This is a genomic window from Pseudomonas cucumis (assembly GCF_030687935.1).
In the GTDB taxonomy this organism is placed as follows: domain Bacteria; phylum Pseudomonadota; class Gammaproteobacteria; order Pseudomonadales; family Pseudomonadaceae; genus Aquipseudomonas; species Aquipseudomonas cucumis.
This window is the reverse complement of the sequence record NZ_CP117454.1, coordinates 5,849,056-5,873,716: the sequence shown is the minus strand read 5'-3', so window position 1 is coordinate 5,873,716 and position 24,661 is coordinate 5,849,056. Positions and strand designations below refer to the sequence as shown.

Here is a 24,661-nt window from a genome sequence, read left to right as displayed (position 1 = left end):
CCACGCAGAGCGTGGGAACGATCGGGTCAAACGACCCAAGGTGATTTGCGGATGATCTCGACGAAGTTCATCGGCTTGAAGCCCGGCTCGCTGTCCACCAGTACATCCGCGTTTACGGTGCCAAACGTGCTGTCCGGCTTATGTTTGAAGCCATTGGCGAACGCACACAGAATGCACTCCTTGAACCCTTCACCCCGTGGATGCGCATGCACCACTGCTTCACGCTGCACGGTGGAAAACGCCGCGTAGTCGATGCCCAGCACATCCATCTCGACGCCGGCCGTCACCAGCGCCACGTTGGGACGCAAGTGTTGCGGCACGCCCGGTGTGGTGTGCAGGGCAATCGACAACCAGACCTGTTCGATATTGTCGTCAGACAAACCATAGGGTTTGAGGAACGCTTTGGCTGCGTTGGCACTGTCGACTTCGAATCGCTCATCATCGCTGCGGTGACCCTCCACCAGGCCCAAGTCATGGAACATCGCGCCGACATACAGCAACTCCGGGTCGTAGGCCAATTGCTTGCGCTCACCGCTCAAGGCACCGAACAGAAACACCCGGCGAGAGTGGTGGAACAGCAGATCGGACTCGACGTCGCGAATGTATTCCGTGGTGGCCCTGGCCAATGCGCTGTCGGGGATGTTGATACCGGCGATGATGCTGCTCATGGTGCTGTCCTCAAGGGGAACGCCGTGGCGGCGCTGATGGGGTCAGTCTGTTCGCGTAGCCGAAACCGGACAATCGATCCATGGCTGCGATCCCGGCCAATGAGCCTGCCTATCGCGCCAACCTCGCTTGTTGGGCTTGGATTGGCTAGGGTTGGCGCAGATCTCCCGAAAGCACACCGCCCTGTAGCAGCTGCCGAGCCTGCGAGGCTGCGTTCGGCTGCGAAGCAGTCGTGAAATCAGATACCGCGGTCTTTCAGGTGAATCGCGTGCGCAGGATTTACGACTGCTCCGCAGCCGAACGCAGCCTCGCAGACTCGGCAGCTGCTACACGTCGAGTGATAGCTGACATCCAGTCCAGTGCCATAGAAGGCGTTTCGTATCATGAGTAAAACCATTGCCATCGTGGTGTTCCCAGGCGTCCAGTCGCTCGACGTCACCGGCCCCATGGATGTATTTTCCGAAGCCAACCGTTTCCTGGCCCCGGAGGATCACTATCGGCTGGAGGTGATCGGTGTCGAGCATGGGGTGATGGCGTGTTCCAATGGTTTGTCGCTCAATGCCCACCGGCATTTCAGTGAAGCACTGGAGGCTTATGACCTGCTGTTGGTGGCGGGCGGGCCGCAGTTGCCGTTCATGAATTTTGGCGCGGTGTTCGATGCCTGGCTGCGCGATGCCTGCGCGCGGGCGCAACGTTTTGGCTCGATCTGCAATGGTGCATTCATGCTCGCCCGGGCCGGATTGCTCGACGGGCGAACCGTCACCACCCACTGGGGCGATGCCGCGGCGCTGGCGCAGTTGTGCCCATCGACTCAGGTCGAGGCCGATCGCTTATACGTGCAGGACGGCGAGCTTTACACCTCGGCCGGGGTCACTGCAGGGATCGATCTGTCGCTGTATCTGCTGGCCCGGGATCACGGGCCGGACGTGGCACTCAGCGTGGCCAAGCGGCTGGTGGTGTTCACTCAGCGTTCGGGCGGGCAATCGCAGTTCAGCCCGTTTCTCACGCCCCATGCCGAACCGACTTCGGCGGTGGCGCTGGTCCAGCTCTATGTGTTGGCCAACCTCAATGGCGACTTGACCATCGCTGATCTGGCCAACGCCGCCAACATGAGCACGCGCAACTTTTCCCGGGTGTTTGCCAAGGAGGCGAAAATCACCCCGGCGGAATTCGTCGAACGGGCGAGGGTGGACGCAGCGCGGGTGATGCTCGAAAGCACTCATGCTCCCCTGAAAACCGTGGCGTACCAGTGCGGGTTTCGCGATGCCCAGCACATGCGCAGTGTGTTCAACCGCAGGCTGGGAGTGACGCCGCAGCAGTTCAGGTTGAATTTTGCGGTGATGGTTTAGCGGCAATTTGTGTTGCTTGTCAGGGCCTCTTCGCGAGCAGGCTCGCGATGGGGCCCGCCGGGCCAACAAAAAATCTACTGGGTAGCCCGCGCCGGCAACAGCTTCAACGTACTGCGGGTATTGGCCGTCACTTCTTCATCATTGAAATGCGCCTGGTAATAAACCCCTTCGATATACGCCTCGGCCTGATCGGCATAGTGGCTGTCGAACGGCACTCCGCTCTGGCCGACCGGGTTGATGGTCAGGCTGTGGGCCGGGTCGGCGAAGTCGATCAGCCGTCGTGTCGACGGGCCGTAAGTCACAGGCCACGGCGCCGGGCCGATCTTGGCCGAGAGGTTGTTCGGCACTTCGTGGGTGCCGGGCGCCGCGAATGGCCCGACGTTGAAGATGCGGTCCAGCGGTTTCTGCATCCCTAGCGGATGGCCGTGAGTCAAGGTATGCGCCTTGCCCCACTGCCATTGTGTGGAATCGGCGCCCAGGGTGGTTTTGAGGTGAGCCATGCTCGCTTGCCAGGCAACCTTGACCGTGTCGGCACGGGTTTCCTTGCCGGGGGTGTTGCGGTTGTCCCACCACGGCGAATCGGCGGAGGCCGCCAGGCGCGGCAGTGCGGCATCGATCACCCGGGTCGGGAGCAGTGTTTCGAAGAAGTCATTGCCCAGTTCATCGCGCATCGCCGCGTCGGTGAGATTGAACAAGAACTGGTTGAACAGCGTGGCGCTGATCGAGTCCAGCGGGTAATCGCCGCTCCACTGCGCCAGTTGCTCCACTAGTTTGAGCTCGGCGGGATCGCTCACCACTTCACGCAGTACCGGCAGCAACGGCGCCAGCAAACGCGGACCGTAGTCGGTGGTGGTGCCCAGTTGCAGCTTTTGGTTGGACTCGTTGTCCCACTTCACGTTCTTGTCGCTGAGTTGACGATTGAGCTGCTGACCGCGATCGGCGAGGTTGTAGTAACCGGGAATTTCCATACCGGTCGGCGACACCGGCTGGAAGTTGGCCGAGACGATATAGCCCCGCGCCGGGTTCTCTTCCTGTGGGTTGGCGCTGAACGGGTAAAAACCTTCCTTGTCCGCCTGAGGGGTGCTGCCGTCGAGGATGAACCCGGGCTTCACCCCGGCCGGGCGCTTGGGCAGCAGCGCCGAGGCCCACCAACCGATGTCGCCCTTGGCGTTGGCGTAGACGATGTTCAGTCCCGGAGCCTGAACCTTGGCCGACGCAGCGCGGGCCTTGGCCAGGGAGTCGGCGCGGTTGAGCTGGTAGAAGCCGTCGAGGATCGGATTCGGGGTCTCGAGGAAGGCCCACCACATGGCGACCGGCGTCTTGCCGGCGGCGGTGCCGAGCGCATCGTTGATGATCGGGCCGTGGGGCGACTGGCGCAGGGTCAGCGTGACCGGTGACTGGCCTTTGACCGCGATCTGTTGTTCGGTGTTGACCATGTCGACCCACTGGCCGCGATACCAGACCTGGTTCGGGTTGTCCGGGTTGACCTTCTCGGCGATCAGGTCCAGATCGTCGTTCTGGAACATCGTCAGGCTCCAGCCGAAGTCCAGGTTGTGGCCAAGAAACGCAAACGGCACCAGCGCCTGATGGTAGCCATAAAGCTCGAAACCCGGCGCTGACAGGTGCGCTTCGTACCACACCGACGGCGCCGAGAAGCGAATGTGCGGGTCACCGGCCAGCAGTGGCTTGCCGCTTTTGCTGCGGTTGCCGGAAATCACCCAGGCATTGCTGCCTTCGAATTGCGGCAGGCCATTGTCGACCAGCGCCTGCTCACTCAAACGGGCGAGGGCGTTCAGACCCTTCCAGTCATTGGCGGTAAGGGCCGGCGCAGGGTTGGCGCGCCCTTTGGCCAGCACGCCCTTGGGCTGCCAGTCGAGATCGAAGATGTTCAGGTACTCGGCGCCCAGTTGGTCGCGCACGTAAGTCAGCAACGGTTCGGTGCGAAACGCCGCGGCAAAGCTGTAGGCCATGTAGCCGGCGATGCTGATGCTGTCTTCGGCGGTGAAAGGGCGCTTGGGGATCCCCAGCACGTCGAACTCTACCGGCGCAGCGTGGCTGTCCTGATATTGATTGATGCCATCCAGATAGGCTTGCAGAGCCTTCCACGCCGGCGACTGACGATCCAGCGCGGCCACATAGCTTTCAGCCCGTTCGCGAATGCGCAGGCTGCGAAACAGTTTGTCGGTGTCGATCAGTTTCGGGCCGAGGACTTCGGCCAGCTCACCACGGGCCAGGCGCCGCATGGCTTCCATCTGGAACAGTCGGTCCTGGGCATGCACGTAGCCGAGGGCTCGGTAGAGGTCGGTTTCGTTTTCGGCCCGGATATGCGGCACGCCGCGCACGTCGTAGCGCACGGTCACCGAACCTTGCAGGTGCTGCAATTCCACCTGGCCCTGGCGCGTCGGTTGCTTGCTGTACACATACCAGCCGCCCCCGGCGACGAGTACGACGATCAGCAAGGCAAGTACGGTGAGGACGCGTTTCATGCTGACTCCTTGTTCTTTCGGGATTGCCGCCCGTGTGGGCTGCAAACGTGTAGCACAGACCTCCTGTGCCGGGCATCGCGGTCCTGGAAAAGTCGGGAATGCCTTACTTCACCTCAGCAGGCCACGGGCAGTAGCAACCCACCGCCAGCGTGTGGGTGGCGTTCACCGCCCGGCCTTCATTCAGCGCTTGCAGAATAGGCTCGATAAAGCTGTTGCTCGAATTGCAGGTCAGGCCTTCGCTGTACGGACCGAAATACGCCAGCCTGCCACTGCGGTCCCAGATCGCTACCGCCGGGCTGGCGGGGATCTGTTCGGAACCTGGCAGGACAGTAATGGTTTTAAGGCGACTCAACGTGCTGGGCAATTGACCGTGGCTTCCGGGCTTTTGGACCGCATAGAACTCGACGCCCTGCGGTAGATACTGCTCAACCAGTTCGGTCAGGTGTTGTTGGTTGCCGACATTGCATGGGCAGGCCGGGTCCCAGAAGTGCACCAGGCGGATGGCGCCGGGGCCGGCGAGTTCGTCCGGCAGGCGCAATGGGTCGCCGGAGAACACCGCGGTGTGCGAACTGAAGGCGCGCAAGTAGCGCCCCTGAAACCAGTCATAAGCGGCCCACAGCACGCCGGCACACACAAGGGCGAGCAGGCTGGCAAGCAGTGTGGTGCGGTAGGCCGGACGCATGGGTTTCAATCCTCGAAGGTCGGCTAGCTTGCCATGCTTGCCGCGACAGATGAATATCGCAGGCCTATAAAGTCCGTTTCGCGCTCTGGAATAGCCCATGTCCGCCACTTTCGACCCCGATCATTTGCGTGCCAGCCTGCGGCCATTGGCCGAGTGGCAGCCGCTGTCGACGGAGGCCATGGCCTATCAGCATTTTTATGGGCTGGATTTTCCCCTGCGAACCTTGCGCACTGGCCTGGGGCGTTTCGAGGTCGATGGCTATGAAGTGGTCAGCCAGCTCTGGTGGCCCGAGCGGGCGAAGGCGACGCTGTTTTTGTTTCATGGCTTCTACGATCACACCGGGCTCTATCGGCATGTGATCGAGTGGGCGCTGGACCAGGGTTTTGCGGTAATCGCCTGTGACCTTCCAGGGCATGGCCTGTCCAGTGGCGAACGGGCGAGCATCAAGGATTTCGCCGAGTATCAACGCACGCTGCAAGGGCTGTTGGCCGAGGCGCAATCGCTGGCCCTTCCGCAGCCCTGGCACTTATGCGGGCAAAGCACTGGTGGGGCGATCGTGATCGATCATGTGCTCAATCAGGGCGCGAACAGTCCCGCTCAGGGGCAAGTGATTCTGCTGTCGCCACTGGTGCGGCCGCGAGCCTGGGGCTGGTCGCAGCTCAGTTATTACTTGCTCAAGCCGTTCGTCAAAGGCATCGCCCGGCGTTTCAGCGAGAACTCCAACGACCCTGAATTCCTGACGTTCCTGCAAGCCGATCCGCTGCAACCGCTACGTCTGCCCACGGCGTGGGTCGGTGCGCTGGGACGGTGGATCAAGCGCATCGAAGCGGCACCGAGCAGCCCGCGGCGGCCACTGATTGTGCAGGGGCAGGCGGATATGACCGTGGATTGGCAGCACAACCTTGACGTATTACGAGGCAAGTTCGATCGGCCTCAGGTGCTGATGCTGCCTGAGGCACGGCATCATCTGGCGAATGAGTCACCGGGATTGCGGCAGGAGTATTTCGGGTTTTTGACCAAGCGGATGAAGGGACGGAATCTGTAGCGGCCATCGCTGCAGATTACTGGGCAAGGCTCGACGTACTCTGCCCCACCGCCAACCCCGCCCGAATCGCCGCCAGTGCCGCTTGATAGTAAGCCTTGCCTTCAGTGGACTCGGCAAACGTGGCGAACTCTTCCAGCTCTTCATCCGACAGGTCGCGATAGACATACAGCAGCGTGTTGTTCAGGTCAGCGCCGATCTGCTCCATCAGGCGCTGGCGCTGACCGTTCAACATGCCTTGAGCCTGACCGCCGCCGAGCAGGCCGGGGATCATCGAGCTCAGGCTGTCGGCCGCCACGCCCGCGATCGCCAGGCTGACTTCGGCGCCGGCCTCGCGGGCGGGCAGGGCCTGGGCCAGGTGACCGATGATGAGTTGACGGGTATCGCTGGCCTGCATTTTCGGCAAGCCCTTGGCGTTTTTCGCCAATTGATCGCGACGGGTCGCCAGCAGTTCGGCGGCGACGATCTTCTTGCCCAGGGGCGATTGAAAGAAGATCAACGCAGGTTTGGGATCGGCGAGGTTTTTGCGCAGCTGCGCTTCGGCGCGCTGGTCCATGGCCTTGGGGGCGAAACGCTGATTACTGTTGTTGACCAGGGCCTGAAACACCGCCGGCGGCAGGCTATTCTGGTAACGCTGCTGAGCAGCCGAGAGAGCATCGTTGAAATGCGCGCGTTGTTCTGGCCAACCGGCGACCTTGTACAACTGGTCGTGGCCGTCCGCCCAAGCGGGCAAAACGCAGAACATCAGCAGTGAAAAAAGCAAGCGACGCATAGGGACTCCTGTCAGCAGGCGACTATTCTCCGTGCGGCATTCGTACTTGTCGAGAATTCGTATCAGGTTGCGTGCCTTATCCGACCAATCCTCCGCTGCGCGGCTCTGTCGGATTTGCGGGCACAGGAATACTATGCGCGCCATGCAAATATCCTCTGATCATCCGCTGCTGTTACGTATCGTCGACGACCTGGCTGAGCGCGGCTGGTCGCAGCAGAATATTTTCCTGCCTCTGGATCTGACCCGGGCGCTGGCGGCCGAGTGCCGCAAACGTGCCGCTGAGGGCGAACTCGCCCCTGCCGCCGTGGGGCGCGGGCCGTTTTCGGAGATCCGCGAGGGCATTCGCGGTGACCATATCCAATGGCTCGAACCCGGTCAGGTCGAGGCCTGCGACAGCTATCTTGGGTTGATGAACAGCCTGCGTGAGGCGATGAATCGCGGTTTGTTTCTGGGCCTGGAAGATTTCGAGAGCCATTTCGCCCTGTACCCGCCTGGCGCTTTTTACCTCAAGCATGTCGACCGGTTCCGCGATGATGACCGGCGCATGGTCTCGGCGGTGATCTACCTCAATGACGGCTGGCTGCCCGAGCATGGCGGGCAGCTGCGCATGTACCTCGACGAAGGCTTCGAGCACGATGTGGTGCCTACCGGCGGATGCCTGGTGGTGTTCCTGTCGGCCGAAGTCCCCCACGAAGTCCTGCCCGCGACCCGAGATCGCCTGTCGTTGACGGGCTGGTTCCGCCGTCGTGGCAACGAGCCGTTCTGATCATGCAAAAGATTCTGGTAAGCCGCTGTTTGCTCGGTCACCGCGTCCGTTACGACGGTGGCGCCAGTGGGCCATTCAATCTGTTGGAACAGTGGATCGCCGACGGCCGGGTGGTGCCGTTGTGCCCGGAAGTCGCTGGTGGTTTACCGACGCCAAGGGCCGCGGCGGAGATTCCGGGTGGGCAGGGCGGTGAAGTGCTTGATGGCCTTGCATCGGTCATCACCACCGAGGGCGAGGACGTCAGTGCCGAGTTTCTTTCGGGGGCTTGTCAGGCGCTGGAGCTGGTGCAACAGCACGGCATTCGTATCGCCGTGCTCAAGGCCAACAGCCCGTCTTGCGGGAATCTGTTGACCTATGACGGGACGTTCAGTGGCGTGAAGGTCAGCGGTGAGGGGGTTACCGCAGCATTGCTCAAGCGCAATGGTGTTCAGGTGTTCAGTGAGCTGGAGTTGCCACAAGCGGCGCAGGCCTTGGCAATACTCGACTAACAATCCACGAAAAAAACCTGTGGGAGCGGGCTTGAATCAGGGTTTCGGCGCCACGCTCGTATCCGCCCCGAACCACTTCTGCGACAACGCTTCCAATCGCCCATCTCCCTTGATCCGCTGTAACGCGTTTTCGAGGCTGGCGTGAAATGCCGGGTTGCCCTTCTGAAATGGAATCGCCAGGCTCACCGGGCGGCCGGCCTTCGGCTCCTCTTCCTTCAGTGTCTGCACCAACATGAGTGGGCGCGGCTGCTCTTCTTTTTGCGCTAACAATTGCGCGTCGGCGTAGCTGTAAGGTGCGCTGAAGTCGAAACGATCCTTCAAGTCCGGGGTCAGTGCTATGTGGTTGATGGCCACGTCGTACTTGCCGCTTTCGACACCAGCCAGCAAGTCGACAGAATCGGTGACGACGAAGTCGGCCCTTACATCCAGTTCATCGGCCAACAATTGACCCAACTCAACCTCGAAGCCGGTCAGTTTGCCGTCATCCTTGAAATTGAAGGGCGGGGTATTAGCCTCTAGGGCAATGCGCAATTCGCCGCGGTCGTTTACATCATCAATCAGTTCGGCATGAGCCAAAGGGCTCAAAAGGGGTAGCAGGCAGATCAGGCCAGGCAAAAAGCGCATGGTCACTCCTTTGAGTTCATTTATTGCGACGCGCTGTTCAGGCTCGCTTTGCTATGGTTGTCGTGTGCCTTCGACAACGAATGGCCGTGAAGTTGTCACGGTCGAGCGAATTTTACGGAAAAACTGGAGAAGAGAATGAAAAGCTTTATGTCACGTGCAGCGTTGGCTGGCCTGTTGCTGGGTGCATCGATGCTGGCAACGGCTGCTACACCGGCTCCCAAAGGTGCAGAAGTGTCCATCGTTTCTCCTGCGGACGGAGCCACGGTTCCGCAAACCGTCGTCGTCAAGTTCGCTGTCGAGAACATTGCGCTAGCGCCCGCGGGCGATGTCACCAAAAACACCGGCCATCACCACTTGCTGATCGATGTCGATAAACTGCCAGCCGCCGGTGCACCGATCCCCAACGATGCCAACCACCTGCACTTCGGCAAGGCGCAGACCCAGGCTGAAGTAAAGCTGACGCCGGGCAAACACACCTTGCAGCTGGAGCTGGGTGATAGCGGCCACATGCCGTTCGATCCGCCTATCGTGTCGGAGAAAATCACCGTCAACGTTAAGTAACATTCGTCACACCCATGAAAAAGGAGACCCGAAGGTCTCCTTTTTTTGTCACTCAAGTCACTATCAGAACAACACGCGGCAACGAATGGTGCCGTTGATGTGCTGCAGCTTCTCTTGCGCCATTTCCGAGTATTCGGCATCGACGTCGATTACGACGTAGCCGACTTTCTCGTTGGTCTGCAGGAACTGACCGGAAATGTTGATGCCGTTTTCGGCGAAGACCTTGTTGATCTCGCTCATCACACCCGGAATGTTCTCGTGGATGTGCAGCAGGCGGTGCTTGCCAGGGTGAGCCGGCAGCGCCACTTCCGGGAAGTTCACGGACGATACCGAAGTACCATTGTCGCTGTACTTGACCAGTTTTTCCGCCACTTCCAGACCGATGTTGGCTTGCGCCTCAGCAGTGGAACCACCGATGTGCGGGGTCAGGATCACGTTGTCCAGGCCACGTAGCGGGCTTTCGAACTCTTCTTCGTTGGAGCGCGGCTCCACCGGGAATACGTCGATGGCCGCGCCGATCAGGTGCTTGTCCTTGATCGCGTCCGCCAGGGCGTCCAGTTCGACCACAGTGCCGCGAGCAGCGTTGATCAGAATGCCGCCCTTCTTGATGGCGCGGATTTCCTTCTCGCCGATCATCCACTGGGTGGCAGCGGTTTCCGGAACGTGCAGGGTGACGATGTCGGACATGCCCAGCAGTTCGTGCAGGTTGCCGACCTGGGTGGCGTTACCCAGTGGCAACTTGGTCACCGTGTCGTAGAAATACACCTGCATGCCCAGACCTTCAGCCAGGACCGACAGTTGCGTACCGATCGAGCCGTAACCGACGATGCCCAGCTTCTTGCCACGGATTTCGAAGGAGTTGGCGGCGCTTTTGATCCAGCCGCCACGGTGGCAGGAAGCGTTCTTCTCAGGGATGCCGCGCAGCAACAGGATCGCCTCGGCCAGCACCAGCTCGGCAACGGAGCGAGTGTTGGAGTACGGCGCGTTGAATACCGCGATGCCGCGTTCGCGAGCCGCGTTGAGGTCGACCTGGTTGGTGCCGATGCAGAAACAGCCGACGGCCACCAGTTTCTTCGCGTGATCGAAGATCTCTTCGGTCAGTTGAGTGCGGGAGCGAATGCCGATGAAGTGCGCATCAGCGATCTTTTCCTTCAGCTGGGCTTCCGGCAGAGAACCGGTGAGGTACTCGATGCTGGTATAGCCCGCCGACTTGAGAACGTCGACAGCCGATTGGTGGACGCCTTCGAGAAGAAGGAACTTGATCTTGCTCTTATCGAGAGAAGTCTTGCTCATCTGCGTAAACCTGTATCCCGGAGAAAAATGGCAGGAGATAGCCAGCAGACGCTGACCCGGACGGCAGGAAAGCCGTCACCGCAGAATGGCCGTTGGGCACGATGCTGCGGGGTCGGTATGCTAGCATATGCACCCCGCTAAACACTCATTCCTGCGACGTGAAGCGTTCTCAGGATGACCATGAATTGTTCGAGAGTTCTGTCGATGACCAATCCTGCGCTGATTGATGAGCTGAAGACCTTGGTTGAGCCTGGCAAGGTGCTGACCGACGCCGACTCCCTGAATGCTTACGGTAAGGATTGGACCAAACATTTCGCCCCGGCCCCGACGGCCATTGTGTTCCCCAAGACCACCGAGCAGGTCCAGGCTATTGTCCGTTGGGCCAATGAACACAAGGTGGCGCTGGTGCCGTCCGGCGGTCGTACCGGGCTTTCGGCTGCGGCCGTGGCTGCCAATGGCGAAGTGGTTGTGTCCTTCGACTACATGAACCAGATCCTCGATGTGAACCTGACTGACCGCACGGCTGTTTGTCAGCCAGGCGTGATTACCGAGCAATTGCAGAACAAGGCCGAAGAGCACGGTCTGTACTACCCGGTGGACTTCGCGTCGGCAGGTTCCAGCCAGATTGGCGGCAACATCGGCACCAATGCCGGCGGGATCAAGGTGATTCGCTACGGCATGACCCGCAACTGGGTGGCCGGCATGAAAGTCGTCACCGGCAAGGGCGATTTGCTGGAACTGAACAAAGACCTGATCAAGAACGCTACTGGCTACGACCTGCGTCAGCTATTCATTGGCGCCGAAGGCACCCTCGGCTTTGTGGTCGAAGCCACCATGCGCCTGGACCGTGCGCCGAAAAACCTCACCGCGATGGTCCTCGGCACCGCCGATTTCGATTCGATCATGCCGGTGTTGCACGCATTTCAGAGCAAACTTGACCTGACTGCCTTCGAATTCTTCTCCGATAAAGCCTTGGCCAAGGTCATGGCGCGCGGTGATGTGCCGGCACCGTTCGAATCCGATTGCCCGTTCTACGCGCTACTGGAATTCGAAGCGACCACTGAAGAAGTGGCCAACCACGCCCTGGAAACCTTCGAGCACTGCGTCGAACAGGGCTGGGTGCTGGACGGCGTGATGAGCCAGAGCGAAACCCAGTTGCAGAACCTGTGGAAGCTGCGCGAATACATCTCCGAAACCATTTCCCACTGGACGCCCTACAAAAACGACATTTCGGTCACGGTGTCGAAAGTCCCAGCGTTTCTGAAGGAAATTGACGCGATCGTCGGCGAACACTACCCGGATTTCGAAATTGTCTGGTTCGGCCATATCGGCGACGGCAACCTGCACTTGAACATCCTCAAGCCGGATAACCTGAGCAAGGACGAGTTCTTCGCCAAGTGCGCGACCGTCAACAAGTGGGTGTTTGAAACCGTCGAGAAGTACAACGGTTCGATTTCCGCCGAACACGGCGTGGGCATGACCAAGCGTGACTACTTGACCTACAGTCGCTCGCCGGTTGAGATCGAGTACATGAAAGCCGTCAAAGCGGTGTTCGACCCGAACGGCATCATGAACCCGGGCAAGATTTTCGCTGTTTGATTCTTCGAACTTTAAGAGCACGAAGCAGGAGTCGGTAATGAGCTATCAGCACCAGTATGTCGACGGTACGCGTATTCATTTCCCGCTGGGGAAAGTGGTGTGCATCGGCCGCAACTACGCCGAACACGCCAAGGAACTGGACAATCCGGTGCCTACCGAGCCACTGCTGTTCATCAAGCCGGGCAGTTGCGTGGTGCCGCTGGAAGGCGGTTTCAGCATTCCGACCGAGCGTGGCTCGGTGCATTACGAAGCGGAAATCGCCGTGTTGATTGGCAAGCCATTGTCGACCAAGCCGAGTCGTGAAGAAGTGCTGGACGCCATCTCCGGCATCGCCCCGGCTCTGGACCTGACCCTGCGCGACAAGCAGGCCGAGCTGAAAGCCAAGGGCCTGCCATGGGAAATCGCCAAGTCCTTCGACGGTGCGGCAGTGATTGCGCCGTTCGTGGCTGGCAGCACCTTCGCCGACCTGACCGACATCGGTATCCGCCTGACCATCAATGGCGAAGTGCGCCAGGATGGCAACAGCAAGGACATGCTCAATCCCATCGTGCCGATGATCCAGTACATGGCCGGCTGCTTCTCGCTGCAGGCCGGTGACGTGATCCTCACCGGTACGCCGGTGGGCGTTGGTCCGCTGAATGTCGGTGACGAACTGGTGCTCGAATTGCCGGGCGCCAGCCGCTTCACCAGCAGCGTGCGCTGACCCGACGCAAAACCCTGTGGGAGCGGGCTTGCCCGCGATGAGGCCGTAACAGTCAACATTGATGTTGAATGTCAGACCGCCATCGTGGGCAAGCCCGCTCCCACAATGGTTTCTAGTGGTCGCAAATTTCTGTATCCACACAGGGCAATCCCGCCATTTCCCGTTTTTTTCACATCATGTCCGGATAATTCCGGGGCTTCTGGCGTCTGAGCCAGTCCCAATGTGCTATTACCCATAGCCTGAATTTCTGGAACGCATCCCTGCATGGCCACCCCACCGTTGTCCAAGCTGAAAACTGCCCGCCGCTCGCGCTTTGTAATGCGTTGGTATTCCTGGCTTTTGCTGGTGGCGGCTGCCGTGTATGGCCTCGTGTTTGCGATGCACTGGGATGATCGCGGCGTGCTCTGGGTGATGGAGCGCTTCGAAAGTCTGGCCGAACGAAAAGAGAGTATCTGGCTGCCGGATTACCGAGTGGTCATCGACGCCAAGCGGCTGCCAGGTATGGAAAAGGACGAAGCGTCAGACGTGTCTTATGACCCGCAGACCAAAACCCTGTTTGCGGTGATGGGCAAGAACCCGTTTCTGGTCGAGCTGACGTTGCAGGGCGATGTGTTGCGCAAAATGCCGCTGGTGGGTTGGAGCAACCCGGAAGGGGTGGCGGTCATGGGCAATGGTTTGCTGGCGATCACCGATGAGCGCGCGCACCTGCTGTCCATCGTCAAGGTCGATGCCGATACTCGCGAACTGAATATCGCCAGTTTCCCGAAATACGACCTGGGCCCGTCGAAAGACCAGAATAAAGCCTTCGAAGCGATCGTGTGGGATGCGCGCAACCAGCAACTGCTGCTGGGAGAAGAGCGTCCGCCAGCGCTGTTCAGCTGGAAAAGCGACGGCAGCCAAATCCTCAAGGGCGACAAGCAAAAGCTGTCCAGCGACGAACTGGATATCCGCAACCTGTCGGCCCTGGCCATCGATTCGCGCACCGGCCATACCCTGGTGCTGTCCGCCGATTCGCATCTGTTGCTGGAGTTGGACGAGAAAGGCGATCAGGTCAGTTTCATGACCTTGCTGGGTGGTTTCAATGGTCTGAAGAAAACCATTCCCCGTGCCGAAGGTATGGCCATGGACGAAGCGGGCACGCTGTACATTGTGAGTGAGCCGAATCTGTTCTACCGGTTCGAAAAACAACCGTAGGAGTTCGGTCATTGTGGTCGAAGGCCACTGGCCATTAAGCTTGAATTCATACTGCCGTGGTATTTCATCCACCCGTCTTGTTTTCGAGCCCGCCTGAATGCGCCGACTTGCCCGTCCCAAGCCCCTGATATTGATCCTGTCGGTCATTGCGCTGATCGTATTGGTTGCCGTCGGCCAGTACCTGCGTCTGTTCGAGCGCACCTGGTTCAATGTGCAGACGCTATGGCAGCCGATGAATGCTCAGTCGATTGGCCTGGATCAGTATCAGGTAGCGATCGAGGCGCGAGTCATTGACGGTCTGGACGATGATGTTTCGGCGCTGACCTTCGATCCCGTGCGCAAAAGCCTGTTCACGGTCACCAACAAAAATGCCGAACTGATCGAATTGTCCCTGGAGGGCAAAATCCTGCGGCGTGTGGCGCTGGTCGGGTTTGGCGACCCGGAGGCGGTGGAATTCATCAGCGCTGACACTTACGTGATCACTGACGAGCGTCAGCAGCGGCTGATCAAGATTCATCTGGAGAAAGATACGACGTTCCTCGATGCCGCGGACGCCGAACAGATGACCCTCGGTGTGCACATGAGTGGCAACAAGGGGTTTGAAGGGTTGGCCTATGACTCGGTGGGCAAGCGCTTGTTTGTCGCCAAGGAACGCGATCCGATGCTGATTTACGAAGTGCAGGGTTTTCCGCATTACAACCCGGAGAAGTCGTACGCGGTGCATGTGGTGAACAACCCAAAACGCGATGCCGGAATGTTTGTTCGAGACCTGTCGAGCTTGCAATACGACGAGCGCAGCGGCCATCTGCTGGCGCTGTCCGATGAGTCGCGGCTGATTCTGGAGCTGGATGTCGACGGGCGGCCGCTGACCACCCTGTCACTGAGCAAGGGCCGTCAGGGATTGCAGAAAACTGTGCCGCAAGCAGAAGGCATCGCCATGGACGACGACGGCACCCTGTACCTCGTCAGCGAGCCGAATCTTTTCTACGTCTTCAAAAAGCCAGCACAACCCTGACTAACACCACAAAACCAATTGTAGGAGCTTCGCTCCTACAAGAGGACAAGGCGTCAGGCTTTGAGGGTTTTCACACCTTCACTCGTCCCCAGCAGCAGCAAATCAGCCGGGCGGGCTGCGAACAAACCGTTGGTGACCACGCCGACGATGGCATTGATCTGTGCTTCCAGTTCCACCGGGTTGGTAATCTGCATGTTGTGCACGTCGAGGATGATGTTGCCGTTGTCGGTCAGCACGCCTTCACGGTAAACCGGGTCGCCGCCGAGCTTCACCAGTTGGCGGGCCACGTGGCTGCGGGCCATCGGGATCACTTCCACCGGCAGCGGGAACGCACCGAGGACCGGCACCAGTTTGCTGGCGTCGGCGATGCAGATGAAGGTCTTGGCTACGGCCGCAACAATCTTCTCGCGGGTCAGGGCCGCGCCGCCGCCCTTGATCAGGTGCAGGTGCTCGTCGCTTTCATCGGCGCCATCGACGTAGAACTCAAGGTTGCTGACAGTATTTAGCTCATACACCGGAATGCCATGGCCCTTGAGGCGGGCGGCGGTGGCTTCGGAACTGGCGACCGCGCCATCGAACGCGCCTTTGTGCTTGGCCAGGGCATCGATGAAGCAGTTGGCGGTGGAGCCGGTGCCGACCCCGACGATGCTCTTGTCGTCGAGTTTTGGAAGGATGAAGTCGACGGCGGCCTGGGCTACGGCCTGTTTGAGTTGATCCTGGGTCATGCGGGCTCCGAAGTGCCGAAAGGGGACGAAAGGCCGGCATTATAGGCTTCGCGATGGGGAAGGTCATTGCCCGATTGGCGGGTCAAATGCGCACATCGCACGACTCCTGTACCTGTAGGAGTGAGGTTTGCCTACGCGAAAGCGATCTAACCGCCAACATTTATGTTGGATGTTAAGACCTCTTCGCGGGCAAGCCTCGCTCCTACAAATGTCATGATCCTCCCTGGTGAACCTAAAACCTCTTGATTCGTATGGTCGCCCGCCCAAAAGCCGGGTTAGACTCCTTGGCCCTGCCCAACCCGCTCAGTGATGCTTTCCGATGCTCGAACAGTACGTCAAAAAGATCCTCACCTCGCGCGTTTATGACGTTGCCGTAGAAACCCCATTGCAGACTGCCCGCCAGCTCTCCGAGCGGCTGGGCAACGATATCTTGCTCAAGCGTGAAGACTTGCAGCCGGTGTTCTCGTTCAAGATTCGCGGCGCCTATAACAAGCTGACGCAACTGAGCGATGAAGAACGTGCTCGCGGCGTGGTCACCGCGTCGGCGGGCAATCATGCGCAAGGCCTGGCCCTGGCGGCCAAAGTACTGGGCGTGAAAGCGACCATCGTGATGCCTAAGACCACCCCGGAGATCAAGGTCGAAGGCGTGCGTTCGCGCGGCGGCAAAGTGTTGTTGCACGGGGATTCGTTCCCGGAAGCCCTGGCCTACTCGCTGAAACTGGTCGACGAAAAAGGCTACGTCTACATTCACCCTTACGACGATCCCCACACCATTGCCGGGCAGGGCACGGTGGCCATGGAGATTCTGCGCCAGCACCCGGGGCGCCTGGATGCGATCTTCGTTCCGGTGGGCGGTGGCGGGCTGATCGCCGGCATTGCGGCGTACGTGAAATACCTGCGCCCGGACATCAAAATCATCGGCGTCGAACCGGATGACTCCAACTGCCTGCAAGCCGCCATGGCGGCCGGCGAGCGCGTGGTGTTGCCAACCGTGGGTCTGTTCGCCGATGGCGTGGCGGTGGCGCAGATCGGTCAGCATACCTTTGACATCTGCAAAGATTACGTAGACGAAGTCCTCACCGTCAGTACCGACGAGATCTGTGCGGCAATCAAGGATATCTACGACGATACCCGCTCGATCACTGAACCTGCTGGTGCTTTGGGCGTGGCCGGGATCAAGAAGTATGTCGAACAACGCGGCATCACGGGTCACACCTTCGTGGCCATCGATTCCGGTGCCAACGTCAACTTCGACCGCTTGCGTCACGTGGCCGAGCGTGCCGAGCTGGGCGAGGGGCGCGAAGCCATCATCGCCGTGACCATTCCCGAGAAACCAGGCAGTTTCAAGGCGTTCTGCGAAGCCATCGGCAAGCGCCAGATCACCGAATTCAACTACCGCTACAACACCGGCAGCGAAGCGCACATTTTTGTCGGCGTGCAGACGCATCCGGACAGCGACCCGCGCAGTGTGCTGCTCGCCAGTCTCACCGAGCAGGGTTTCCCGGTGCTCGACCTGACCGACAACGAGCTGGCCAAGTTGCACATTCGCCATATGGTGGGCGGCCGTGCTGTCCATGTGGTCGATGAAGTGGTGCTGCGCTTCGAATTCCCGGAGCGTCCGGGCGCGTTGTTCAACTTCCTCAACAAGCTCGGCGGGCGCTGGAACATTTCGATGTTCCACTACCGCAACCACGGCGCGGCGGATGGCCGAGTGGTCGCGGGCCTGCAAGTGCCGCACGACGAGCGTCATCTGGTTCCGGCCGCGCTGGAAGAAATCGGCTACCCGTACTGGGACGAAAGCGACAATCCGGCCTATCAGCTGTTTCTCGGCTGAGCGGCTACGCTGACGAGCAAGCCATAAGGAAATCGAACAATGGAAACGTTAACCGCCCTTAAAATCGCTCACATGGTGGCGACGGTGGTGCTGTTGATCAGCGCACTGGGGCTGGCGATCTGGGTCTGGCGCACACGCCGTAACGGCGACGCGACGGCTCATACCCGTACCTTGCAACGGCCGCAGGTGTTCATCTGGCTGTTGATGGGGCTGGCATTGCTGAGCATGCCGTTCACCGGTTGGTGGATGGTACATCTGGTGGGCTGGCCGTTGGGGCAGACCTGGCTGCTGGCTTCCAGTGTGCTCTACACCGTGGCGGCGCTGGGCTGGTTCTGGTTGGTGGTACGGCTGAATCGGCTGCGCAAGGCGCCCGCTGGGGGGAATGGGAAGTTTACGTTTGCGTTGGCGTTGTTCAGTTTTGTCTGTTTCGTCGCCATTGCGGGGTTGATGGGCGCCAAGCCGGTATAGCGCGGAATCTGTAGCAGCTGCCGAGGTACGAGGCTGCGATGGGCTGCGAAGCGGCCCCAAAGGGCGGTCCTGCGGACCGCAACGCAGCCTCGTACCTCGGCAGCTGCTACAGGCTTAATCAATCGCGCAGAGTAATCACCGGCCAGCCACGTTTCTCGGCCTCGGCCCGTAGATTCGGATCCGGATCGACCGCGATCGGATTCGTCACCTGCTCCAGCAACGCCAAGTCATTCATCGAGTCGCTGTAGAAATAGCTGTCATCCAGGCTGTGGCCGGTCTCAGCCAGCCAACGATTCAACCGGGTCACCTTGCCCTCACGGAAGCATGGGACATCGGTGCTGCGCCCGCTGTAACGGCCGTCGATCATTTCGCATTCGGTGGCGATCAGGGTTTCAACGCCTAAACGTGCGGCAATCGGCCCGGTCACAAAGCGGTTGGTGGCGGTGATGATCACCAGCTTGTCGCCGGCCTCACGGTGTTGGGCCAACAGTTCGAGGCCCTTGGGCAGCACAATCGGTTCGATGCAGTCGCGCATGTAATCCAGGTGCCATTGATCCAGCGTGGCCATTTCGGTGCGGCCGAGGACTTCCAGGCAGAAGTTCAGGTACGCGTCGTTATCCAGCTTGCCGGCCAGGTAATCCTGATAGAACTCGTCGTTGCGCGCCTTGTAGGCGACGGCGTCGAGGAAACCGCGTTCGCACAGATAATCGCCCCAGGCGTGGTCACTGTCACCGCCCAGAAGCGTGTTGTCCAAGTCGAATAAAGCCAGCCGCATTGCAGTTACTCGCTGAAAAGTCTGTAGAAAGGTCTCCAGAATACGGACTTTTCACAAGAGTGCACATAAGGTAGGTCGGCTCGTTGCTGCTTTCACAACCTTTGTGGAACAATGCGACGACATGCGTTTGCGAGGTTGTTGCCGTGATCGACCCCGATGGTTTCCGCCCCAATGTCGGGATCATTCTGACGAATGATGCCGGCCAGGTGCTATGGGCTCGCCGTATCAATCAAGATGCCTGGCAGTTTCCACAGGGAGGGATCAACCCCCAGGAGACGCCGGAAGACGCCTTGTACCGCGAGTTGAACGAAGAAGTGGGCCTGGAGCGCGAAGATGTTGAAATACTCGCCTGCACCCGGGGCTGGTTGCGCTATCGTTTGCCGCAACGTCTGGTCAGGACGCACAGCCAACCGCTATGCATCGGCCAGAAGCAGAAATGGTTTCTCCTGCGCCTGATCTCCAACGAGCAGCGGGTGCGGATGGATTTGACCGGTAAACCGGAATTCGATGGCTGGCGCTGGGTCAGTTATTGGTATCCGTTGGGCCAGGTGGTGACATTCAAGCGCGAGGTTTATCGCCGCGCTCTCAAAGAGCTTGCCCCGCGCCTTTTAGCGCGCGACTGACGACGGAGTTCGACCCCGAGCCATGCTCAATACGCTGCGCAAGATCGTCCAGGAAGTTAACTCCGCCAAGGATCTCAAGGCGGCGTTGGGGATTATTGTGTTGCGCGTCAAAGAGGCCATGGGCAGCCAGGTCTGCTCGGTCTACCTGCTTGACCCAGAGACCAACCGCTTTGTGCTGATGGCCACCGAGGGCTTGAACAAGCGCTCGATCGGCAAAGTCAGCATGGCACCCAACGAGGGTCTGGTCGGCCTGGTCGGCACGCGTGAAGAACCCCTGAACCTCGAAAACGCCGCGGATCACCCGCGCTACCGTTACTTTGCCGAGACCGGCGAAGAGCGCTTTGCCTCGTTCCTCGGAGCGCCGATCATTCACCACCGCCGCGTCGTCGGTGTGTTAGTCATTCAGCAGAAAGAACGCCGCCAGTTCGATGAAGGTGAAGAAGCCTTCCTCGTGACCATGAGCGCGCAGCTCGCCGGCGTTATCGCCCACGCCGAGGCCACTGGTTCGATCCGTGGCCTGGGCCGTCAGGGCAAAGGTATCCAGGAAGCAAAGTTCGTCGGTGTACCGGGTTCGCCGGGCGCGGCGGTCGGAACCGCGGTCGTCATGCTGCCGCCGGCCGATCTGGACGTGGTGCCGGACAAGACCATCACCGACATCAACGCAGAACTTGGCCTGTTCAAGACCGCCATCGAGGGCGTGCGCGCCGACATGCGTGCCTTGTCCGCCAAGTTGGCGACCCAACTGCGGCCTGAAGAGCGGGCACTGTTCGACGTTTACTTGATGATGCTCGACGATGCCTCGCTCGGCAGCGAAATCACCACGGTGATCAAGACCGGTCAGTGGGCTCAGGGCGCGTTGCGTCAGGTGGTCACCGAACACGTCAACCGATTCGAATTGATGGACGACGCCTACCTGCGTGAACGCGCCTCGGACGTCAAAGACCTCGGTCGGCGCTTGCTGGCTTATCTGCAGGAAGAGCGGCAGCAGACGCTGGTCTACCCCGACAACACCATTCTGGTCAGCGAAGAACTGACGCCGGCGATGCTCGGCGAGGTGCCGGAAGGCAAGCTGGTGGGTCTGGTGTCGGTACTCGGTTCCGGCAACTCCCACGTGGCGATCCTGGCGCGCGCCATGGGTATCCCGACGGTGATGGGCCTGGTCGACTTGCCGTACTCCAAGGTCGACGGCATCCAGATGATCGTCGACGGCTACCACGGTGAGGTCTATACCAACCCGAGTGACGTGCTGCGCAAGCAGTTCGCCGATGTGGTCGAGGAAGAGAAACAACTGGCCCTTGGGCTGGACGCATTGCGGGACCTGCCGTGCGTAACGGTCGATGGTCACCGCATGCCGCTGTGGGTCAACACCGGCTTGCTGGCGGACGTGGCGCGGGCGCAGAAGCGCGGTGCCGAAGGCGTGGGGCTGTACCGCACCGAAGTGCCGTTCATGATCAATCAGCGCTTCCCGAGTGAAAAAGAGCAACTGGCGATCTATCGCGAGCAACTCGCCGCGTTCCACCCGCAGCCAGTGACCATGCGCAGTCTGGACATCGGCGGCGACAAGTCGCTGTCGTACTTCCCGATCAAGGAAGACAACCCGTTCCTCGGCTGGCGCGGCATTCGTGTGACCCTCGACCACCCGGAAATCTTCCTGGTGCAGACCCGTGCGATGCTCAAGGCCAGCGAAGGCCTGAACAACCTGCGGATTCTGTTGCCGATGATCTCCGGCACCCACGAGCTGGAAGAAGCCCTGCACCTGATTCACCGAGCCTGGGGCGAAGTCCGCGACGAAGGCTGCGACGTGCCTATGCCGCCGATTGGCGTGATGATCGAGATTCCGGCGGCGGTGTATCAGACCAAGGAACTGGCCCGGCAAGTGGACTTCCTGTCGGTCGGTTCCAACGACTTGACCCAATACCTGCTGGCTGTGGACCGTAACAACCCGCGGGTGGCCGACCTCTACGACTACCTGCACCCGGCAGTGTTGCAGGCCTTGCAGAGCGTGGTGCGCGATGCCCATGCAGAAGGCAAGCCCGTGAGTATCTGCGGCGAAATGGCTGGTGACCCGGCGGCGGCGGTGTTGTTGATGGCGATGGGTTTCGACAGCTTGTCGATGAACGCCACCAACTTGCCGAAAGTGAAGTGGATGCTGCGTCAGATCAACCTGAGCAAGGCCAAGGAATTGCTGGCTGAGCTGATGACCATCGACAACCCGCAAGTTATCCACAGCTCGCTGCAGTTGGCGCTGAAGAACCTTGGGTTGGCGCGGATGATTAATCCGGCTTCGGTCAAAACCCTTTAAAAGGTTGATGGCCTCTTCGCGGGCAAGCCTCGCTCCTACAGTATGGTGATGATCTCCTGTAGGAGCGAGGCTTGCCCGCGAAGGCGTCCGCAAACACCCCACATCTTCAAATCCTGATCTCCACCTCTCCCAAATGCCCCCCATACGGCCCTAAACTCCGTTCAACCATATGCCGCACCCCGTCCGCCTGAACAATCAACGCCGTGCTCGCCCGTGTCCCGTAAGTCGGGCTCTGGATAAACACGCTCGACAACAACGTCTCGGTAGCCTGCCCCACGCCAGTGTCCGGTAATTCGGCAAGCGGCGCCGTCTGCGGGTCGCTCAGCAAGGCCAATAGCGCCTGCGGCTGCGGATCGCCCAACACCTCGCTCAATGCCGCCTTGGCCTTGAGCACTTTCGGCCACGGCGTATCCAGCCCCGCGTTCGATAATCCATAAATGCCCGGTTGGAGCATCACCGCCTCCGTCTCCCGGGCATTGAAGTGCCAGAGCTCGTTGGTATGGCCGATCAGCAGGTTAAACCCGGCATATTCAGACGAACGTCCGACAACGTCCGTTAAATAGTCGTCAATCGACATGTCTCCGCTGAGAAACTGCGCCACCAGCTCACCTCGTGATTTAAGCGCCGGCGGTTGAAGGGGATCACGGATATTAGTCAGCGCGGCAAAGCGTCCGTTGGCGCCGACACCGAGCCACGTGCCGCCAGCCTCAAGGTCGCGACCGGCGTATACATGCGGGGCATGCGGCCATTGCGCCAGGGGCAGGCTGGGCCGGGCATAGAATTCGTCGCGGTTGGCCGCCACGATCAGTGGCTGGGCATGGCCCGGCCGCCAGGCAAAAACAATCAGGCACATAAGGTGGTCCTTGTGTGTTTTTTGCTCACTCTACGCAGACATCGCTCATCGATCCATCGCCATCCACAGTGGAGCCCGAGGCCATGCTTCCGTTACCATGCCGCTCCTGTTTTGGGATGACTGGGGATGCGGACATGGAATTTCTGCTTTATCTGGCGCTGGGCGCCTGTGCCGGCGTGCTGGCCGGGCTGTTCGGGGTAGGTGGCGGGATCATTATCGTCCCGGTGCTGGTGTTCAGTTTCACCTTGCAGGGGTTCGATGCATCGATTTTGACGCATCTGGCCGTCGGCACCTCCCTGGCGACGATCATCTTTACGTCGATCAATTCGGTTCGCGAGCACCATAGCCGTGGTGCCGTGCGTTGGCCGATTTTTGCCTGGATGACCCTCGGCATTCTGATCGGTGCCGGCTTCGGCGCGCTGACTGCCGAAGCGATTTCCGGGCCGAACTTGCAGAAGATCATTGGTGTATTTGCGCTGATCATCGCCGTTCAACTCGCTTTGGACTTCAAGCCCAAGGCCAGCCGAACGGTGCCGGGCAAAGTCGGTCTGACCGTGGCTGGCAGCATTATTGGCTGGGCCTCGGCGATTTTCGGGATTGGCGGCGGCTCGTTGACCGTGCCGTTCCTGACCTGGCGCAGCGTGCCGATGCAGCAAGCGGTGGCCACTTCATCGGCCTGTGGCCTGCCCATCGCCTTGGCCAGTGCATTAAGTTTCATGATTCTGGGGTGGCACGATCCACTGCTGCCGGCCCATAGTCTCGGTTTTGTTTATTTGCCGGCGCTGCTGGGGATCGCCCTGACCAGCATGGTTTTCGCCCGCCTCGGTGCGCGACTGGCCCATACGCTGTCGCCGCGCTTGCTGAAAAGACTGTTTGCCGCTTTGCTGTTTTGCGTCGGCTTGAGCTTCTTGCTCTGACGCGCAACGCAATCCTGGCTTAATCCTGGCGTGACAGCGTCGCCCGGGAATTTGAAGGTTTCAACTCTAACGAGGAGTCGCAATGCTGCCTTACCCGCAGATCGACCCGGTGGCCCTGGCCATCGGTCCGCTGAAAATCCACTGGTACGGCCTGATGTACCTGATCGGCATCGGCGGTGCGTGGTGGCTGGCGTCACGCCGGCTGAATCGCTTCGACCCGACCTGGACCAAGGAGAAACTCTCCGACATGGTGTTCTGGATGTCGATGGGTGTCATCGTCGGCGGCCGTTTGGGTTATGTGTTGTTTTACGATCTGAACGCCTATCTGGCCAACCCGACCCTGATCTTCGAAGTGTGGAAGGGCGGCATGTCGTTCCACGGCGGGTTTATCGGTGTGATGCTGGCGGCGCTGTGGTTCGGTAAAAAGAACGACAAGTCGTTCTTCCAGCTGATGGACTTTGTTGCGCCGATGGTGCCGATCGGCCTGGGTGCCGGGCGCATTGGCAACTTCATCAACGCTGAATTGTGGGGCAAGGCGACCGACGTGCCGTGGGCGATGGTCTTCCCGACCGATCCGGCGCAACTGGCGCGTCATCCGTCGCAGCTGTACCAGTTCGCACTGGAAGGCGTGGCGCTGTTCGCGATCCTCTGGCTGTTCTCGCGCAAGCCGCGGCCGACCATGGCGGTGTCCGGGATGTTCGCGCTGTTCTATGGCATCTTCCGCTTCATTGTCGAATTCGTTCGTGTACCGGACGCGCAACTGGGTTATCTGGCCTGGAACTGGCTGACCATGGGCCAAGTGCTGTGCGTACCGATGATTGTCGGCGGGCTGTTCTTGATCTGGCTGGCTTATCGACGCGCCCCGGCGGCTCCAGCGGCCGCAGTATAAATTCGAACCCCGGGGCGACGGTCCCGGGTTCAAGG

At 60.0% G+C, this 24,661-nt stretch carries 24 protein-coding genes; 15 read left to right on the top strand and 9 right to left on the bottom strand.

What is annotated here, in order from left to right; genetic code table 11:
* Positions 1-26: 26 nt before the first annotated feature.
* Positions 27-668: an HD domain-containing protein gene (locus tag PSH97_RS26725; protein ID WP_305447324.1), complete on the bottom strand. Its 642-nt coding sequence runs from the start codon at positions 666-668 to the stop codon at positions 27-29.
* A 381-nt stretch (positions 669-1,049) separates the two neighbouring features.
* Between PSH97_RS26725 and PSH97_RS26720 the strand changes: the two genes are divergently transcribed.
* The gene (locus PSH97_RS26720) at positions 1,050-2,015 is read left to right on the top strand and encodes a GlxA family transcriptional regulator (RefSeq protein ID WP_305447323.1); all 966 of its coding nucleotides are present in this window, start codon (positions 1,050-1,052) and stop codon (positions 2,013-2,015) included.
* A 74-nt stretch (positions 2,016-2,089) separates the two neighbouring features.
* Here PSH97_RS26720 and PSH97_RS26715 read toward each other — a convergent pair whose 3' ends face one another.
* Together PSH97_RS26715 and PSH97_RS26710 are read right to left on the bottom strand one after the other, a co-directional pair.
* Complete coding sequence (locus tag PSH97_RS26715; RefSeq protein ID WP_305447322.1) at positions 2,090-4,501, bottom strand: penicillin acylase family protein; 2,412 nt, start codon at positions 4,499-4,501, stop codon at positions 2,090-2,092.
* Positions 4,502-4,604: 103 nt separating this feature from the next.
* Complete coding sequence (locus PSH97_RS26710; protein ID WP_305447321.1) at positions 4,605-5,183, bottom strand: DUF6436 domain-containing protein; 579 nt, start codon at positions 5,181-5,183, stop codon at positions 4,605-4,607.
* Between the two features lie 97 nt (positions 5,184-5,280).
* On the opposite strand from PSH97_RS26710, the gene PSH97_RS26705 reads away from it, so the two are divergent.
* Positions 5,281-6,228 carry a phospholipase BipL gene (locus PSH97_RS26705; protein ID WP_305447320.1) on the top strand — a complete coding sequence of 316 codons (948 nt, stop codon included), beginning with the start codon at positions 5,281-5,283 and terminating at the stop codon, positions 6,226-6,228.
* 16 nt (positions 6,229-6,244) lie between these two features.
* Here PSH97_RS26705 and PSH97_RS26700 read toward each other — a convergent pair whose 3' ends face one another.
* Positions 6,245-6,997, bottom strand: coding sequence for a DUF2059 domain-containing protein (locus PSH97_RS26700; protein WP_305447319.1), 753 nt, complete (start codon positions 6,995-6,997; stop codon positions 6,245-6,247).
* Positions 6,998-7,130: 133 nt separating this feature from the next.
* Between PSH97_RS26700 and PSH97_RS26695 the strand changes: the two genes are divergently transcribed.
* Both PSH97_RS26695 and PSH97_RS26690 read left to right on the top strand, forming a co-directional pair.
* Entirely contained in the window at positions 7,131-7,763 is a 633-nt protein-coding gene (locus PSH97_RS26695) for a 2OG-Fe(II) oxygenase (protein WP_305447318.1), read from the top strand.
* Between the two features lie 2 nt (positions 7,764-7,765).
* Positions 7,766-8,251 (top strand): DUF523 domain-containing protein, encoded by a 486-nt coding sequence (locus PSH97_RS26690; protein WP_305447317.1) that lies wholly within the window; start codon positions 7,766-7,768, stop codon positions 8,249-8,251.
* Between the two features lie 36 nt (positions 8,252-8,287).
* Here PSH97_RS26690 and PSH97_RS26685 read toward each other — a convergent pair whose 3' ends face one another.
* Positions 8,288-8,875 (bottom strand): transporter substrate-binding domain-containing protein, encoded by a 588-nt coding sequence (locus PSH97_RS26685; protein WP_305447316.1) that lies wholly within the window; start codon positions 8,873-8,875, stop codon positions 8,288-8,290.
* 135 nt (positions 8,876-9,010) lie between these two features.
* On the opposite strand from PSH97_RS26685, the gene PSH97_RS26680 reads away from it, so the two are divergent.
* Positions 9,011-9,436, top strand: a complete 426-nt coding sequence (locus tag PSH97_RS26680; protein WP_305447315.1) for a DUF4399 domain-containing protein — start codon at positions 9,011-9,013, stop codon at positions 9,434-9,436.
* Between the two features lie 63 nt (positions 9,437-9,499).
* On the opposite strand, the gene serA is transcribed toward PSH97_RS26680, so the two are convergent.
* Positions 9,500-10,729 carry a phosphoglycerate dehydrogenase gene (gene serA / locus PSH97_RS26675; RefSeq protein WP_305447314.1) on the bottom strand — a complete coding sequence of 410 codons (1,230 nt, stop codon included), beginning with the start codon at positions 10,727-10,729 and terminating at the stop codon, positions 9,500-9,502.
* Between the two features lie 204 nt (positions 10,730-10,933).
* Here serA and PSH97_RS26670 point away from each other — a divergent pair, with 204 nt between their 5' ends.
* The 4 genes from PSH97_RS26670 to PSH97_RS26655 all read left to right on the top strand — a co-directional run bounded on the left by PSH97_RS26670 (position 10,934) and on the right by PSH97_RS26655 (position 15,240).
* Positions 10,934-12,328, top strand: a complete 1,395-nt coding sequence (locus PSH97_RS26670) for an FAD-binding oxidoreductase (RefSeq protein ID WP_305449874.1) — start codon at positions 10,934-10,936, stop codon at positions 12,326-12,328.
* Positions 12,329-12,365: 37 nt separating this feature from the next.
* Complete coding sequence (locus PSH97_RS26665) at positions 12,366-13,031, top strand: fumarylacetoacetate hydrolase family protein (protein WP_008007329.1); 666 nt, start codon at positions 12,366-12,368, stop codon at positions 13,029-13,031.
* A gap of 264 nt (positions 13,032-13,295) precedes the next feature.
* Positions 13,296-14,225: an SdiA-regulated domain-containing protein gene (locus tag PSH97_RS26660; protein WP_305447313.1), complete on the top strand. Its 930-nt coding sequence runs from the start codon at positions 13,296-13,298 to the stop codon at positions 14,223-14,225.
* Positions 14,226-14,322: 97 nt separating this feature from the next.
* The gene (locus PSH97_RS26655; protein WP_305447312.1) at positions 14,323-15,240 is read left to right on the top strand and encodes an SdiA-regulated domain-containing protein; all 918 of its coding nucleotides are present in this window, start codon (positions 14,323-14,325) and stop codon (positions 15,238-15,240) included.
* A gap of 53 nt (positions 15,241-15,293) precedes the next feature.
* Here the strand turns inward: PSH97_RS26655 and rpiA are convergent, their stop codons facing one another.
* Positions 15,294-15,965, bottom strand: a complete 672-nt coding sequence (gene rpiA / locus PSH97_RS26650; protein ID WP_305447311.1) for a ribose-5-phosphate isomerase RpiA — start codon at positions 15,963-15,965, stop codon at positions 15,294-15,296.
* Between the two features lie 319 nt (positions 15,966-16,284).
* Here rpiA and ilvA point away from each other — a divergent pair, with 319 nt between their 5' ends.
* Both ilvA and PSH97_RS26640 read left to right on the top strand, forming a co-directional pair.
* Positions 16,285-17,799 (top strand): threonine ammonia-lyase, biosynthetic, encoded by a 1,515-nt coding sequence (gene ilvA, locus PSH97_RS26645; RefSeq protein ID WP_305447310.1) that lies wholly within the window; start codon positions 16,285-16,287, stop codon positions 17,797-17,799.
* A gap of 39 nt (positions 17,800-17,838) precedes the next feature.
* Positions 17,839-18,267: a DUF2269 domain-containing protein gene (locus PSH97_RS26640; RefSeq protein WP_305447309.1), complete on the top strand. Its 429-nt coding sequence runs from the start codon at positions 17,839-17,841 to the stop codon at positions 18,265-18,267.
* 118 nt (positions 18,268-18,385) lie between these two features.
* On the opposite strand, the gene PSH97_RS26635 is transcribed toward PSH97_RS26640, so the two are convergent.
* On the bottom strand, positions 18,386-19,042 hold the full coding sequence (locus PSH97_RS26635; protein ID WP_305447308.1) for a histidinol-phosphatase: 657 nt from the start codon (positions 19,040-19,042) through the stop codon (positions 18,386-18,388).
* 143 nt (positions 19,043-19,185) lie between these two features.
* On the opposite strand from PSH97_RS26635, the gene PSH97_RS26630 reads away from it, so the two are divergent.
* Entirely contained in the window at positions 19,186-19,665 is a 480-nt protein-coding gene (locus PSH97_RS26630; RefSeq protein WP_007897732.1) for an RNA pyrophosphohydrolase, read from the top strand.
* Positions 19,666-19,687: 22 nt separating this feature from the next.
* Positions 19,688-21,967: a phosphoenolpyruvate--protein phosphotransferase gene (ptsP, locus tag PSH97_RS26625; RefSeq protein ID WP_305447307.1), complete on the top strand. Its 2,280-nt coding sequence runs from the start codon at positions 19,688-19,690 to the stop codon at positions 21,965-21,967.
* A 106-nt stretch (positions 21,968-22,073) separates the two neighbouring features.
* On the opposite strand, the gene PSH97_RS26620 is transcribed toward ptsP, so the two are convergent.
* Positions 22,074-22,820 (bottom strand): NRDE family protein, encoded by a 747-nt coding sequence (locus tag PSH97_RS26620; RefSeq protein WP_305447306.1) that lies wholly within the window; start codon positions 22,818-22,820, stop codon positions 22,074-22,076.
* A 134-nt stretch (positions 22,821-22,954) separates the two neighbouring features.
* Between PSH97_RS26620 and PSH97_RS26615 the strand changes: the two genes are divergently transcribed.
* Positions 22,955-23,737: a sulfite exporter TauE/SafE family protein gene (locus PSH97_RS26615; protein WP_305447305.1), complete on the top strand. Its 783-nt coding sequence runs from the start codon at positions 22,955-22,957 to the stop codon at positions 23,735-23,737.
* 82 nt (positions 23,738-23,819) lie between these two features.
* A complete protein-coding gene (gene lgt / locus PSH97_RS26610; RefSeq protein WP_008007345.1) occupies positions 23,820-24,626 on the top strand; it encodes a prolipoprotein diacylglyceryl transferase in 807 nt (268 codons plus the stop codon).
* Positions 24,627-24,661: the final 35 nt, after the last annotated feature.

Coding starts and splice junctions, on each gene's coding strand:
- ilvA (WP_305447310.1), top strand. CDS start 16,285: ATGCTCGAACAGTACGTCAAAAAGATCCTCACCTCGCGCGTTTATGAC.
- PSH97_RS26680 (WP_305447315.1), top strand. CDS start 9,011: ATGAAAAGCTTTATGTCACGTGCAGCGTTGGCTGGCCTGTTGCTGGGT.
- serA (WP_305447314.1), bottom strand. CDS start 10,729: ATGAGCAAGACTTCTCTCGATAAGAGCAAGATCAAGTTCCTTCTTCTC.
- PSH97_RS26725 (WP_305447324.1), bottom strand. CDS start 668: ATGAGCAGCATCATCGCCGGTATCAACATCCCCGACAGCGCATTGGCC.
- lgt (WP_008007345.1), top strand. CDS start 23,820: ATGCTGCCTTACCCGCAGATCGACCCGGTGGCCCTGGCCATCGGTCCG.
- PSH97_RS26640 (WP_305447309.1), top strand. CDS start 17,839: ATGGAAACGTTAACCGCCCTTAAAATCGCTCACATGGTGGCGACGGTG.
- rpiA (WP_305447311.1), bottom strand. CDS start 15,965: ATGACCCAGGATCAACTCAAACAGGCCGTAGCCCAGGCCGCCGTCGAC.
- PSH97_RS26715 (WP_305447322.1), bottom strand. CDS start 4,501: ATGAAACGCGTCCTCACCGTACTTGCCTTGCTGATCGTCGTACTCGTC.
- PSH97_RS26635 (WP_305447308.1), bottom strand. CDS start 19,042: ATGCGGCTGGCTTTATTCGACTTGGACAACACGCTTCTGGGCGGTGAC.
- PSH97_RS26665 (WP_008007329.1), top strand. CDS start 12,366: ATGAGCTATCAGCACCAGTATGTCGACGGTACGCGTATTCATTTCCCG.
- PSH97_RS26615 (WP_305447305.1), top strand. CDS start 22,955: ATGGAATTTCTGCTTTATCTGGCGCTGGGCGCCTGTGCCGGCGTGCTG.
- PSH97_RS26695 (WP_305447318.1), top strand. CDS start 7,131: ATGCGCGCCATGCAAATATCCTCTGATCATCCGCTGCTGTTACGTATC.
- PSH97_RS26655 (WP_305447312.1), top strand. CDS start 14,323: ATGCGCCGACTTGCCCGTCCCAAGCCCCTGATATTGATCCTGTCGGTC.
- PSH97_RS26670 (WP_305449874.1), top strand. CDS start 10,934: ATGACCAATCCTGCGCTGATTGATGAGCTGAAGACCTTGGTTGAGCCT.
- PSH97_RS26685 (WP_305447316.1), bottom strand. CDS start 8,875: ATGCGCTTTTTGCCTGGCCTGATCTGCCTGCTACCCCTTTTGAGCCCT.
- PSH97_RS26710 (WP_305447321.1), bottom strand. CDS start 5,183: ATGCGTCCGGCCTACCGCACCACACTGCTTGCCAGCCTGCTCGCCCTT.
- PSH97_RS26660 (WP_305447313.1), top strand. CDS start 13,296: ATGGCCACCCCACCGTTGTCCAAGCTGAAAACTGCCCGCCGCTCGCGC.
- ptsP (WP_305447307.1), top strand. CDS start 19,688: ATGCTCAATACGCTGCGCAAGATCGTCCAGGAAGTTAACTCCGCCAAG.
- PSH97_RS26705 (WP_305447320.1), top strand. CDS start 5,281: ATGTCCGCCACTTTCGACCCCGATCATTTGCGTGCCAGCCTGCGGCCA.
- PSH97_RS26690 (WP_305447317.1), top strand. CDS start 7,766: ATGCAAAAGATTCTGGTAAGCCGCTGTTTGCTCGGTCACCGCGTCCGT.
- PSH97_RS26620 (WP_305447306.1), bottom strand. CDS start 22,820: ATGTGCCTGATTGTTTTTGCCTGGCGGCCGGGCCATGCCCAGCCACTG.
- PSH97_RS26720 (WP_305447323.1), top strand. CDS start 1,050: ATGAGTAAAACCATTGCCATCGTGGTGTTCCCAGGCGTCCAGTCGCTC.
- PSH97_RS26700 (WP_305447319.1), bottom strand. CDS start 6,997: ATGCGTCGCTTGCTTTTTTCACTGCTGATGTTCTGCGTTTTGCCCGCT.